This window comes from Angustibacter speluncae (assembly GCF_054777815.1).
This window is the reverse complement of sequence record NZ_BAAHAF010000081.1, coordinates 82180-94797: the sequence shown is the minus strand read 5'-3', so window position 1 is coordinate 94797 and position 12618 is coordinate 82180. Positions and strand designations below refer to the sequence as shown.

Below are 12618 nucleotides of genomic sequence, written 5' to 3'. Positions count from 1 at the left end.
CGTCGTAGAAGCGCTTGAGCACCAGCCCGACCACGGCGAGCACCGCCAGACCGCCGACGACGCTGCCGACCAGGGCGTTGCGGCGCGCCTTGGGACCGGGCGCGTCGTAGAGGACGCTGCTCATCGCGCGATCGCCACCTTCCGCTCGAAGACGCTCAGCAGCGCGCCGGCGGGCAGGGTGATGAGCAGGTAGCCGATCGCGACGCCGATGAAGACGGGCACCGCGGCGTACCCCTGGGCGCCGTTGAGGTTGGTGCCGACGCTCATCAGGTCGCCGCTCACGCCGAACAGGCCGGCGATCGCGGAGTTCTTGAACATCGCGATGATGACGCTGCCGAGCGGCGGCACGACCGAGCGGAACGCCTGCGGCATGACCACGAGGCTGAGCGACTGCGTGAAGGTCAGGCCGATCGCGCGCGCGGCCTCGGCCTGCCCGGGTGCCACCGAGTTGATGCCCGAGCGGATCGCCTCGCACACGAACGCCGAGGTGTAGAGCCACAGCCCGAGCAGCATGAAGACGTAGTAGTCGGCGTTGATGCCGAGCCGGGGGAAGCCGAACGCGACGAAGAACAGCACGAGCGTCAGCGGGGTGTTGCGGAAGATGGTCACCCAGGCGGTGCCGAACGCGCGCAGCGGCGGCAGCGGCGACACCCGGCAGGCGGCGATCAACGTCCCGAGCACGAGCGACCCGACCATGCCCCACAGGCAGATGCCCAGCGAACGCAGGAACCCGCTGCGGTACAGGTCGAGGTTGTCGGTGATGACGTCCAACCGTGCTCCTCGTGGTCGGGGGTGGTGGCGCGACCGGCGCCGGACGAGGTCCGGCGCCGGTCGCGGTCAGTCAGGCGCGTCCAGGTGCGAGCGGACGCGTCAGGCGCAGGCGTCCGCCTCGGGCAGGGTCGGGGCCTGGGTGCCCTCGATCTCGCCCGCGGTGCTCGCCCACGCCTCGTTGTAGGCGTCCTCGTTGTCGGCGAGCGTGGTGTTGATGAACTCGCAGAACTCGGTGTCGCCCTTGGTGATGCCGATGCCGTAGGGCTCCTCGGTGAACTGCTCGCCCACCAGCTTGAAGGCGCCCTCAGACTTGGACACGAAGCCGAGCAGGATGACGTTGTCGGTCGTGACGACCTGCACCTGGCCGGTCTCGAGCGCGTCCGCGCACTTGTCGTACACGTCGAACGTCACCAGCTGCGCCGGGTCGGCCAGGTACTCCTTGATGTTCTCGGCCGGGGTCGAGCCGTCGACGGAGCAGACCTTGACGTCCGGGTTCGCCTTGAGGTCGTCCGGACCCTCGATGGTGTCGTCGTCGGCGGCGACCATCAGCTGCTGACCGGCCTCGTAGTACGGGCCGGCGAAGGTGATGAGCTCCTTGCGGGCGTCGTTGATCGTGTAGGTGGCCACGACCATGTCGACGTCGCCGTCCTGGATGACCTGCTCACGGACCTTCGAGGGGGTCTCGGTCCACTCGATGTCGTCCTCGGAGATGCCGAGCGCGCCCGCGATGATCTTCGCGACCTCGACGTCGAAGCCCTCCGGGTCGCCCGACAGACCCTTGAGGCCGAAGCCGGGCTGGTCGAACTTGGTGCCGACACGCAGCGTGCCGGCCTCGGCGATCTTCGCCATCGTGGTGCCCTCGTCGAACTCCGGCGCGTCCGCGACGGTGGGCTCGGTGGTGGCGGCGTCGTCCTCGCCACCACCGCACGCGGCGAGCGCGAGGGCGCCCACCGCCAGCAGGGCGGTCAGGGTGGTGCGGCGGAACATCATCGTGCGGTCCTCCCGGGTAGGGGTCGGTTCGTGCTGGGTGGTCGGTGGTGTCGGCCTGCTCAGCGCTGGTGCGGGCGGTTCAGTGGGTGAGGATCTTGGACAGGAAGTCCTTCGCGCGGTCGCTCTTCGCGTTCGTGAAGAACTCCTCCGGCGGCGCCTCCTCGACGATCTCGCCGTCGGCCATGAACACCACCCGGTCGGCGGCTCGCCGGGCGAACCCCATCTCGTGCGTCACGACCACCATCGTCATCCCCTCCTTGGCGAGGGTGGTCATGACGTCGAGCACCTCGTTGATCATCTCGGGGTCGAGGGCCGAGGTGGGCTCGTCGAAGAGCATCACCTTCGGCTCCATCGCCAGCGCCCGGGCGATCGCCACGCGCTGCTGCTGCCCGCCGGACAGCTGCGCGGGGTACTTGTCGGCCTGGCTCGCGACGCCCACCCGCTCGAGCAGCTCGCGTGCCCGCCTGTCGGCCTCGGCCTTGGACTTCTTGCGCACCTTGGTCGGTCCGAGCGTCACGTTCTCGAGCACCGTCTTGTGCGCGAACAGGTTGAACGACTGGAACACCATGCCGACGTCGGCGCGCAGCCGCGCGAGGCCCTTGCCCTCCTCGGGCAGCGGCTTGCCGTCGAGGGTGATCGAGCCGCCCTCGAAGGTCTCGAGCCGGTTGATGGTGCGGCACAGCGTCGACTTGCCCGAGCCGGACGGCCCGATCACGACGACGACCTCGCGCTCGTGCACGGTCAGGTCGATGTCCTTCAGCACGTGCAGCGAGCCGAAGTGCTTGTTGACCTTGTCCAGGACGACGAGCGGCCGGCCGGTGGCGCCGTCGCCCGAGGGGGCGGCGGCGTCCTTGGTCAGGTCCGTCATGCCGGGAACCGTAGTGGTCCGGCGTGTCCGGTTCCCACCTCCGGGTGCCGCTCGCGACGGGTCGTGACCAGTCTGAGACCTGATCGGCCCGTTGACGGCGATTCGTGCGCCCGGATCGCCCCAGTACGTCGGTGACCCGTCCAGGGTCAGTACGACGGCAGCGACGGGTCGACGTCGCGCACCCAGGCGGTGATGCCGCCCTCGAGGTGGCGGGCGTCGTCGAAACCGGCCTCGCGCAGCACCCGCAGCGCGCGGGCCGAGCGCACGCCCGACTTGCACAGCAGCACGACCGGCCGGTCCCGCGGCACCGCGTCCGGCACGCTGCCGGAACGGAACTCGCGGACGGGGACGTGCACGGCGCCCGGCAGCCCGACGATCTCGAGCTCGTCGGCCTCGCGGACGTCGACGACCCGGACGGCGTCGTCGGCCAGCAGCGCGGCCAGGGCCGGGGCGTCGACGACCGGCACGGCGTCCTCGTCCGGGTAGGGGGAGGTGACCTCGTTGACCGGCGCCGCGGACGGGTCGCGGCGGACCTCGAGCGTGCGCCACGTCGTGGCGAGCGCGTCGAGCACGACCATCCGCCCGACGAGGGGCTCGCCCGCGCCGGTGACGAGCTTGACCACCTCGGACGACATCACCGACCCGACCATCGCGCAGACCGCGCCGAGCACGCCCGCCTCGCCGCAGGACGGCACCGAGCCCGGGGGAGGAGGCAGCGGGAACAGGTCGCGGTAGGTGGGGCCGTGCTCGGCCCAGAACACGCTGACCTGGCCGTCGAAGCGCAGGATCGACCCCCACACCAGCGGGACGCCGGCCAGCACGCACGCGTCGCTGACGACGTACCGGGTGGGGAAGTTGTCGGTGCCGTCGACGACGAGGTCGTAGCCGCGGACGAGGTCGAGCGCGGTCGAGGGCTCGACCCGGCCGTGGTGCCGGACGACGCGCACCAGCGGGTTGACCCGCGCGACGGACTCCGCGGCGCTGTCGACCTTGGGACGCCCGACGTCGTCGACGCCGTGCACCACCTGGCGCTGCAGGTTCGAGGAGTCGACGACGTCGTCGTCGACCACGCCGATCGTGCCCACGCCCGCGGCCGCCAGGTAGAGCAGGACGGGGGAGCCGAGCCCGCCCGCGCCGACGACGAGGACGCGCGCAGCCTTCAGCCGACGCTGGCCCTCGCGCCCGATCTCGGGCAGCAGCAGGTGCCGCGAGTACCGCGTGACCTCCTCCGACGTGAGGTCGTCGCCCGGCTCGACCAGCGGGGGGAACGACCGGCTCACGCGGGCACCGGTCCGGTGCTGTCGCGCACGACCAGCTCGGTCGGCAGCACGTGGTGCTCGACCGGGCCGTCGTCGGCCTCGAGCCGACGCAGCAGCGTGCGCACGGCGAGGCGTCCCTTCTCGGAGCTGTCCTGGCGCACGGTCGTGAGCGCCGGCCGCATGCGGCGCGCCCGCGGGCTGTCGTCGAAGCCGACGACCGACAGGTCCTGCGGGACGCGCAGCCCCCGCTCGCGGGCCTCGTCGACGACGGCGTCGGCCATCAGGTCGGAGTAGCAGAGCACCGCGGTGGGCGGGTCGTCGCGGTCGAGCAGCAGCGCGGCGGCCTTGCGCGACTCGTCGTAGTCGTAGCGCGGCACCTGCACGTAGACGGGATCGGCCACGCCGGCCGGTCGCAGCGCGTCGTCCCAGCCGAGGATCCGCAGGTGCGTGGCGTGCCCGATCGGCAGGTGAGCGGGGTCGTCGACGACGCCGAAGTCGTGGCCGATCACCGACACGATCGCGCCGAACCGGGTGTGCCCGAGGTCGAGCAGGTGCTGGGCAGCAGCGCGCGCGCCGCCGCGGTCGTCGACGTTCACGCTCGCGACCTGCTCGTCGACGACCTGGTCGATGTAGACGACAGGGAGGTCACGCTTGTGCAGCCACGAGACGCCGGCGTTCGTCGGGTCGCAGGAGTACACGAGCGCGCCGTCCATCGGGACGTCGCGCGCGGGGACGATGTCGCCCTCGCTGATCGAGGGGAGCAGCGTGAGCGAGCGCCCGGACGGCGCGAGCTCGGTCGCGACGCCGGCGAGCACCTGCATCGCGACCTCGTCGGTGAACGACTCCTCGAGGGCGTCGGTGATCATGATCCCGACCGACCCGGTGCGGCCGCGGGCGAGCGCCCGGGCGCGGGGGTCGGGGCCGACGTAACCGAGCTCGTCGGCGGTGGCGAGCACGCGCTCGCGGAGCTCGGCCGAGAGCTGGTCGGGGCGGGAGAAGGCGTTCGACACCGTCATCCGGCTGACGCCCACGGCGTCGGCGATCGTCTGCAGTGTCACCTTGCCCACGGGGTGCGCCTCCTCGCCTCGCGGCGAGCGTAACCGGCGCACCCCGTGGGCCTCGGGGGAGGCCACCGCCGGTACGGCGCCTCCCGGCCGGGTGGCCATCGGGTGGTGCCGGTCAGTGCGAGGGCGCGAACCGCGACGGGGAGCTCGTCCGCGCGGGACGCGGGGGCACGGCGAGCCGCTCGGCGGCGGTGCGCAGGGCGGCGGCGAGCCGCACGCGGGTGCGGGCCAGGCGCGGCTCGGCGTCCGGGACGACCGGGGCGTCCGGCCGGGCGGAGTGCAGGTGGGCGCGGGTGGCGTCGTTCGCCGTGACCATCGCGAAGGGCAGGGAGTCCATCTCGGTCACCTCCTGGGTGGCGGTCGGCCGGTCCTGTCGATCGGCTGTACCGGTACAGTAATGCGAGAGTCTGTACCGGTCAAGTCCCTGCCAGGAGGTCAGTCCGGTTCCCGAGCCGAGTGCCACGCCGCGACCAGCCCGTCCACGAACGCGTCGTGGTCCCCGGCGAGCACCCGCTCGCGCGGGAGGACGCAGCCGGCCAGCGGGCTGATGAGCACCAGCGCCGCCGACGGGGTGCGCACGACGTCGTGCAGGGCGCTCAGGTCGACCCGGTTCTCGCCGTGCGGCCACCGCTCGACGAGCTGGCCCGCCAGCACCTCGAGCTCGCGCGGGCCGAGGACGCTGCCGCTGCGGTCCTGTGTCATCGGGCCGATCGTGCGGCGGACGGCGGCGCGCAGCACACCCCGCGGAGCCCACCAGCCGGCGAGCACCGAGGCCGGCGCGTACAGAGCCATCGCTCCCCACCCCAAGGCGACGTGCGACAGCACCGCGCCGATCGCCAGCACGAGCAGGCCCGACAGCACCCGGACGCCCCACAGCGTGCGCCGGTACGACGGCAGGCGCCGGTGGGCGGTGAGCACCAGGTGCTCGAGGTCGGCCGGTGTCACGTCCACGGCCAGCCGGAGGCCGCTGGTCGCGGCAGGCGGCACGGGTGGCAGGGTCACCCGGCTGTCATCGGCCGAAGGACCACCCGGCTGGAGCCACGTACCCTGGACGCGCGATGACCACGACCCCTGCGGCGCCCCGCACCTACGACGTGCGCACCTACGGCTGCCAGATGAACGTGCACGACTCCGAGCGGCTGTCGGGCCTGCTCGAGGACGCCGGCTACGTCCCCCTCGACGCCGGTGCCGACCGCGACGAGGCCGACGTCGTCGTCTTCAACACCTGCGCGGTGCGCGAGAACGCCGACAACAAGCTCTACGGCAACCTCGGCCACCTGGCGCCGGTGAAGAAGCGGCACCCCGGCATGCAGATCGCCGTCGGTGGCTGCCTGGCGCAGAAGGACCGCGACACCATCGTCCGCAAGGCGCCGTGGGTCGACGTCGTCTTCGGCACCCACAACATCGGTTCGCTGCCCGCGCTGCTCGACCGCGCGCGGCACAACGAGCAGGCGCAGGTCGAGATCCTCGAGGCGCTCGAGGTGTTCCCCTCGACGCTGCCCACCAAGCGCGACTCGTCCTACGCCGGCTGGGTCTCGATCAGCGTGGGGTGCAACAACACCTGCACGTTCTGCATCGTCCCGAGCCTGCGGGGCAAGGAGAAGGACCGCCGGCCGGGCGAGATCCTGGCCGAGGTGCAGGCGCTCGTCGACGACGGCGCGATCGAGGTCACGCTGCTCGGGCAGAACGTGAACACCTACGGCGTCGAGTTCGGCGACCGCGGTGCGTTCGCGAAGCTGCTGCGCGCCTGCGGCGAGATCGACGGGCTCGAGCGGGTGCGGTTCACCAGCCCGCACCCGGCCGCGTTCACCACCGACGTCATCGACGCGATGGCCGAGACCCACAACGTGATGCCGCAGCTGCACATGCCGCTCCAGTCCGGGTCCGACCGGGTGCTCAAGGCGATGCGCCGCTCCTACCGGTCCGACCGGTTCCTGCGGATCCTCGACGAGGTGCGCGACCGCATCCCGCACGCGGCGATCTCCACCGACGTCATCGTCGGGTTCCCCGGCGAGACCGAGGAGGACTTCCAGGCGACGCTCGACGTCGTCGCGGCCTCGCGGTTCGCGAACGCCTTCACGTTCCAGTACTCGATCCGCCCGGGGACGCCCGCCGCCGACCTGCCCGACCAGCTGCCGAAGGCGGTCGTGCAGGAGCGCTACGAGCGGCTCGTCGCCCTGCAGGAGCAGGTCAGCTGGGACGAGAACCTCACCCAGGTCGGCCGCACCGTCGAGGTGCTGGTCGCGACGGGGGAGGGGCGCAAGGACGGTGCCACCGCGCGCATCTCGGGTCGCGCCCGCGACAACCGGCTGGTGCACGTAGCGCTGCCGGCCGACCTCGAGGACGTGCCGCGTCCGGGCGACGTGGTCGAGGTCGACGTCACGTACGCGGCGCCGCACCACCTGGTCGCCGACAGCGGCGTCGAGGGCGGGCGGTTCGCGGTGCGCCGCACCCGGGCCGGCGACGCGTGGGACCGGCGCCAGGCGCAGTCGTGCGGCGTCCCGGCGCAGCCGTCAGCGGGGACGTCCTCCGCGGTGGTGCTGGGGCTGCCGACCGTGCGGTCCTGAGCCCGTCCCGAGGTCCGGCACGACCGTGAGGTGCGTCCGGTCCCGGCCGGTGCGCGTGAAGTAGCGCCGGCTGTACGGCCCGGGCTCGCGCGGGTCCGCGTCGCCTTCCTCGGCCGCTTCCTCGTTCGGGTCCGGCTCGGGGTCGGTGCCGCCGTCGGGGTCGGTCTCGGCCGGCTGCGTGGACGCCCAGGGGGCCGGCTGCGCCGCCTGTCCGAGTGCGCTCGGGTGCGTGCGTCGGGTCGCCATCGGTACCTCCTCGCCGTGCGGACGGGAACCGGACGGTGGCGCTCGCCCCCGAGTGCTCCCTGGGACGAGGGAACCGCAGGACGGCGGGGGCTGCCACCCGAGCGGGCGGCCGGTGGCGGCAGAATCGCGGTCGTGAGCGACGGGACGGGAGGCGACGCACCCCGCGTCGTGGCGGTCGTCGGCGCCACCGCCACCGGGAAGTCCGACCTCGCGGTGCGGCTCGCCCTCGCGCTCGGCGGCGAGGTGGTGAACGCCGACGCGTCCCAGCTCTACCGCGGCATGGATGTCGGGACCGCGAAGCTGTCTGTCCCGCAACGGCTCGGCGTGCCGCACCACCTGCTCGACGTCCTCGACGTCACCGACGAGGCCAGCGTCGCGGCGTACCAGTGCGACGCGCGCGCGGCGATCGACGGGCTCGCGGACGCCGGACGGGTGCCGGTGCTGGTCGGCGGGTCCGGGCTCTACGTCCGGTCCGCGCTCGAGCCGCTGGAGTTCCCCGGCACCGACCCGGCCGTCCGGGCGCGGTGGGAGGAGCGCGCCGCCGCCGTCGGGCCGCGGGCCCTGCACGCCGAGCTGGCCGAGCGCGATCCGGCAGCGGCCGCCGCGATCCTGCCCTCGAACGTGCGCCGCGTCGTGCGCGCGCTCGAGGTGGTCGAGCTGACCGGGCGCCCGTTCACCGCGACGCTGCCGTCGGGGGAGCACGTCCGCCCGACCGTGCAGGTCGGTCTTCGCGCGCCGCGGGAGGTGCTCGACGAGCGCATCGCCGTCCGCGTCGACCGGATGCTCGACGAGGGGCTGGTCGACGAGGTGCGCCGACTGGCGGACGCCGGGCTGCGGGAGGGGCGCACCGCGTCCCGCGCGCTGGGGTACGCGCAGGTGCTCGACCACCTCGACGGTCGCCTGTCCCTGGACGAGGCGCGCGACGAGACCGTCCGGCTCACAAGGGCGTTCGCCCGACGGCAGGAGAAGTGGTTCCGGCGCGACGACCGCATCGTCTGGCTCGACGCCACGCTCGGCCTGGACGAGCTCGAGACGCTCGCGCTGGACGTCGTGGCGTCCCCCGTACCCTGACGCCGTGACGAGCGACGGCCTGCGCTACACCAAGGGGCACGGCACCGAGAACGACTTCGTCGTGGTGCCCGACCCCGACGGGGTCCTCGACCTGTCGCCCGAGCGGGTGGCGGCGCTCTGCGACCGTCGCGCCGGTGTCGGTGGGGACGGCCTGATCCGCGTCGTGCGCTCCGCTGCGGTGCCGGAAGCGGCCGAGGTGCTGGCCCACGAGCCCGCCGCCGAGTGGTTCATGGACTACCGCAACGCCGACGGCAGCGTCGCCGAGATGTGCGGCAACGGCGTGCGGGTGTTCGCCGCCTACCTGCTGCGCGAGGGCCTGGTCGACGCAGCGCTCGCCGACGACGTCACCGGTCCCGGCTTGGCCGTGGCCAGCCGGGCCGGGGTGAAGCGCGTGCACCGGCGTCCCGACGGCTGGTTCTCCGTCGACATGGGCGGGTTCGCGTTCCCCGGCGGGGAGGCGGCCGTCCGCGAGGGCCACGACAGCACCGTCGAGGTGCCGGGTCTCGACGTCGCCCGGCCGGCGCTCAGCCTCGACCTCGGCAACCCGCACACCGTCGTGATGCTCGCCGACCTCGGCGAGCTGAGCGCGGCCGAGCTGTTCCACCCGCCGGTCGTCGAGCCGGCGCCCGTCGACGGCACGAACGTCGAGCTGCTCGTCGCGCTCGACGCCGAGGTCGAGGGCGGGGGACCGGCCCAGGAGGTCGTCGGCCGGCTCGCCATGCGCGTGCACGAGCGCGGCGTCGGCGAGACCCGCTCCTGCGGCACCGGCGCCTGCGCCGCCGCCCTCGCCGCCCGCGCCTGGGGCGGGGAGGGCTCGCCCGACCGCTGGAAGGTCGACGTCCCGGGCGGGCAGGTCGAGGTCCGCGTCCTGCCCGGCGACCGGGTCGAGCTCAGCGGCCCCGCCGCCCTCGTCGCGGACGGCACCACCTCCCTCTGACCGCCCGGCCTGCGCGTTTGGCTAGTTCAGTGTCGGAAGTGACACCGAAGTGGTGGAGCGACACGTGTGGCACGCCAGGACGCCTCGTGCAGTGCGCGTCGGCCAGGCCGCCGACGTGACCTGCGTCACCCGTTCGGAGCAACCTGCACCCCGACGTCGTATCAGGACGCAACGCGACGGGCTCCTCGGACGTCAGTAGGACAGGACGGCGCTCCCGCTCGGGCGGGTGCGCCATCCCGCTCGGGACGGACGGCGCAGGGGGTGCGTCGTCCAGGGCCGGGGACGGCGCGCTGGTCGCAGGGGGCGGCGCGCCGTCCGGCCACCCGGCGGGACCAGGGAGGAGGACGACGTGGCGGTACCCAGGCAGCGCAGGGCGGACGCCCGTCCGCGCGTCCTCGACCTCACCCGCTTCGACGAGCCGGCCGTCGACGAGCGCCAGCAGCGGCGGGACGAGCTGCTCCACGCGCTGCAGACCGCCCGCGCCCGCCGTCGCCGGCGGCTCCGTACGGCCTGACGGCTACCGGTGGGTCGTCCGGATCACCCGGAAACCCTTGGCACTGGCTACCTTTCGCGACTCCATCGCCGGGATCGCCTCGCCCAGCCACGCCGTGAGCGAGTCGGCGCCGAGGTTGCGCTGCACCACCAGGTGCGCCTCGCCGTCGGGGGTGAGCCGCGGCAGCCAGAACTGCAGCAGGTCGTGCAGCGCCTGCTTGCCGATCCGGATCGGCGGGTTCGACCAGAGCGCGGCGAACCGGACGTCGTCCGGCACCTGCTCGGGCGTGACGGCGCGGACGTTCCTGCAGCCGAGCCGCTCCGCGTTCTCGCGGGTCAGGGCCAGCGCCCGCTCGTTGACGTCGACCGCCCACACCGTCGCCGCGGGGGACTGCAGCGCCATCGCCAGGGCCAGCGGTCCCCAGCCGCAACCGAGGTCGAGCAGGTCGCCCTCGGCGGGGAGCGCCGGCACCTCGCGGAGCAGCACGCGCGTGCCGAGATCGACGTGCCCGCCGCTGAAGACGCCCGTGGCCGTGACCACCTCGACGTCCCGGCCCGCGAGCCGGACCTCGAGGGTGCGCCGCTCGTCCGCCCCGGTCGGGGTGTCGGTGAAGTAGTGGTCGGCCACGCGCGGACGGTACCCGGCAGCACGGCGCGAGCAGGAATCTGCTCGCCCGACCGTTCGTTGTAGGACATGGTGGGTAGGCCCACCAGGCGGGACGCGCCGCACGCGCGCCGCCCGAGAACGACCCCAGGAGACGTATGACCGCCGCGCACCCCGACCGCTACGACGAGGCCGCCGACCTGCCCGTCCACGACGCGGACTCGGTCGTGCACATCGACGAGCGCCAGATCGACGACGCCGTCTCGCGGATCCTCTCCCGGCACGGCACCGCCGTCTCGGCGCCCGACGACCACGTCCAGGAGTCCGACGGCGACCAGCTCGACCTCGAGGAGCGGCAGTCGCTGCGCCGCGTCGCCGGCCTGTCGACCGAGCTCGAGGACGTCACCGAGGTCGAGTACCGGCAGCTGCGGCTGGAGAAGGTCGTTCTCGCCGGCCTGTGGACCCACGGCACGCCCGCCGACGCGGAGAACTCGCTGCGCGAGCTGTCCGCCCTGGCCGAGACGGCCGGGTCGCAGGTGCTCGACGGCGTGCTGCAGCGCCGCCCGACGCCCGACCCGGCGACCTTTCTCGGCTCCGGCAAGGCCGCCGAGCTGAAGACGATCGTCGAGGTGAGCGGCGCCGACACCGTGGTGTGCGACGGCGAGCTCTCGCCCTCGCAGCGCCGCGGTCTCGAGGACATCGTCAAGGTCAAGGTCATCGACCGCACCGCGCTGATCCTCGACATCTTCGCCCAGCACGCGAAGAGCAAGGAGGGCAAGGCGCAGGTCGAGCTCGCCCAGCTCGAGTACCTGCTCCCGCGCCTGCGCGGCTGGGGCGAGTCGATGTCGCGCCAGGCGGGTGGACGGGTCGCCGGCGGTGCCGGGATCGGCTCCCGGGGCCCCGGTGAGACCAAGATCGAGCTCGACCGCCGTCGCATCCGCACCCGGATGGCGCGGCTGCGTCGCCAGATCAAGGACATGAAGCCGGCGCGCGAGGCGAAGCGGTCCAGCCGCAAGCGGAACCACGTGCCGGCGGTCGCCATCGCCGGGTACACCAACGCCGGCAAGTCGTCGCTGCTGAACCGCCTCACCGGTGCGGGCGTCCTGGTCGAGAACGCGCTGTTCGCGACCCTCGACCCCACCGTCCGCCGGTCGCAGACCAAGGACGGCCGCGTCTTCACCCTCGCCGACACCGTCGGCTTCGTGCGGCACCTGCCGCACGAGCTGGTCGAGGCGTTCCGGTCGACGCTGGAGGAGGTCGCGGACAGCGACCTGGTGCTGCACGTGGTCGACGCCGCTCACCCCGACCCGGCCGGCCAGATCGCCGCCGTGCGCGAGGTGCTCGCGGACGTGGGTGCCGACTCGGTCCCCGAGGTGATCGTGCTGAACAAGGCCGACGCCGCCGACCCCGAGGTGGTGGCGCAGATCCAGCGCACCGAGAAGCGGGTCATCGTGGTGTCGGCCCGCACCGGTGCGGGCATGGACGAGCTGCGCGACCTGATCGAGCGCGAGCTGCCCCGCCCGCAGGTCGAGCTGCACGTCGTGGTGCCGTACGACCGGGGCGACCTGGTCAACCGCGCCCACACCGAGGGCGAGGTGCTGAGCGAGGAGCACGTCGCCGAGGGCACGACGCTCGTCACCCGGGTCAACCCCGACCTGGCCGCCGAGCTCGAGCCGTTCCAGGTCGTCGCGGCGTCCTGACCTGGGCCGCCGGGCCTGGGGAAGGTGCGCGTCCGGGGCGTGGCGGTCT

The 12618-nt window shown here is 73.4% G+C and carries 13 protein-coding genes; 5 read left to right on the top strand and 8 right to left on the bottom strand.

Annotated elements, in window-relative coordinates:
* Positions 1-120: 120 nt before the first annotated feature.
* From ACYVKY_RS09855 to ACYVKY_RS09825, 7 genes are all read right to left on the bottom strand, one after another.
* Positions 121-771 carry an amino acid ABC transporter permease gene (locus ACYVKY_RS09855; protein ID WP_460434798.1) on the bottom strand — a complete coding sequence of 217 codons (651 nt, stop codon included), beginning with the start codon at positions 769-771 and terminating at the stop codon, positions 121-123.
* A gap of 99 nt (positions 772-870) precedes the next feature.
* A complete protein-coding gene (locus ACYVKY_RS09850) occupies positions 871-1761 on the bottom strand; it encodes a glutamate ABC transporter substrate-binding protein (protein WP_460434797.1) in 891 nt (296 codons plus the stop codon).
* 79 nt (positions 1762-1840) lie between these two features.
* Entirely contained in the window at positions 1841-2629 is a 789-nt protein-coding gene (locus ACYVKY_RS09845; protein ID WP_460434796.1) for an amino acid ABC transporter ATP-binding protein, read from the bottom strand.
* Between the two features lie 146 nt (positions 2630-2775).
* The gene (moeB, locus tag ACYVKY_RS09840) at positions 2776-3909 is read right to left on the bottom strand and encodes a molybdopterin-synthase adenylyltransferase MoeB (protein WP_460434795.1); all 1134 of its coding nucleotides are present in this window, start codon (positions 3907-3909) and stop codon (positions 2776-2778) included.
* Entirely contained in the window at positions 3906-4955 is a 1050-nt protein-coding gene (locus tag ACYVKY_RS09835; RefSeq protein WP_460434794.1) for a LacI family DNA-binding transcriptional regulator, read from the bottom strand. Before ACYVKY_RS09835 ends, moeB begins: the two co-directional genes overlap by 4 nt.
* A 112-nt stretch (positions 4956-5067) precedes the next feature.
* Positions 5068-5289, bottom strand: a complete 222-nt coding sequence (locus tag ACYVKY_RS09830; RefSeq protein WP_460434793.1) for a hypothetical protein — start codon at positions 5287-5289, stop codon at positions 5068-5070.
* 98 nt (positions 5290-5387) lie between these two features.
* The gene (locus ACYVKY_RS09825; RefSeq protein ID WP_460434792.1) at positions 5388-5954 is read right to left on the bottom strand and encodes a hypothetical protein; all 567 of its coding nucleotides are present in this window, start codon (positions 5952-5954) and stop codon (positions 5388-5390) included.
* 56 nt (positions 5955-6010) lie between these two features.
* Here ACYVKY_RS09825 and miaB point away from each other — a divergent pair, with 56 nt between their 5' ends.
* The 4 genes from miaB (at position 6011) to ACYVKY_RS09805 (ending at position 10287) form a co-directional block, all read left to right on the top strand.
* A complete protein-coding gene (gene miaB, locus ACYVKY_RS09820; RefSeq protein WP_460434791.1) occupies positions 6011-7519 on the top strand; it encodes a MiaB/RimO family radical SAM methylthiotransferase in 1509 nt (502 codons plus the stop codon).
* 378 nt (positions 7520-7897) lie between these two features.
* Positions 7898-8836 (top strand): tRNA (adenosine(37)-N6)-dimethylallyltransferase MiaA, encoded by a 939-nt coding sequence (miaA, locus tag ACYVKY_RS09815; RefSeq protein WP_460434790.1) that lies wholly within the window; start codon positions 7898-7900, stop codon positions 8834-8836.
* A 4-nt stretch (positions 8837-8840) separates the two neighbouring features.
* Positions 8841-9773, top strand: coding sequence for a diaminopimelate epimerase (gene dapF / locus ACYVKY_RS09810; RefSeq protein WP_460434789.1), 933 nt, complete (start codon positions 8841-8843; stop codon positions 9771-9773).
* 349 nt (positions 9774-10122) lie between these two features.
* Positions 10123-10287 carry a hypothetical protein gene (locus ACYVKY_RS09805; RefSeq protein ID WP_460434788.1) on the top strand — a complete coding sequence of 55 codons (165 nt, stop codon included), beginning with the start codon at positions 10123-10125 and terminating at the stop codon, positions 10285-10287.
* 3 nt (positions 10288-10290) lie between these two features.
* Here ACYVKY_RS09805 and ACYVKY_RS09800 read toward each other — a convergent pair whose 3' ends face one another.
* Positions 10291-10893 carry a class I SAM-dependent methyltransferase gene (locus ACYVKY_RS09800; RefSeq protein WP_460434787.1) on the bottom strand — a complete coding sequence of 201 codons (603 nt, stop codon included), beginning with the start codon at positions 10891-10893 and terminating at the stop codon, positions 10291-10293.
* Between the two features lie 134 nt (positions 10894-11027).
* Here ACYVKY_RS09800 and hflX point away from each other — a divergent pair, with 134 nt between their 5' ends.
* Positions 11028-12569, top strand: a complete 1542-nt coding sequence (gene hflX, locus ACYVKY_RS09795) for an HflX GTPase family protein (RefSeq protein ID WP_460434786.1) — start codon at positions 11028-11030, stop codon at positions 12567-12569.
* Positions 12570-12618: the final 49 nt, after the last annotated feature.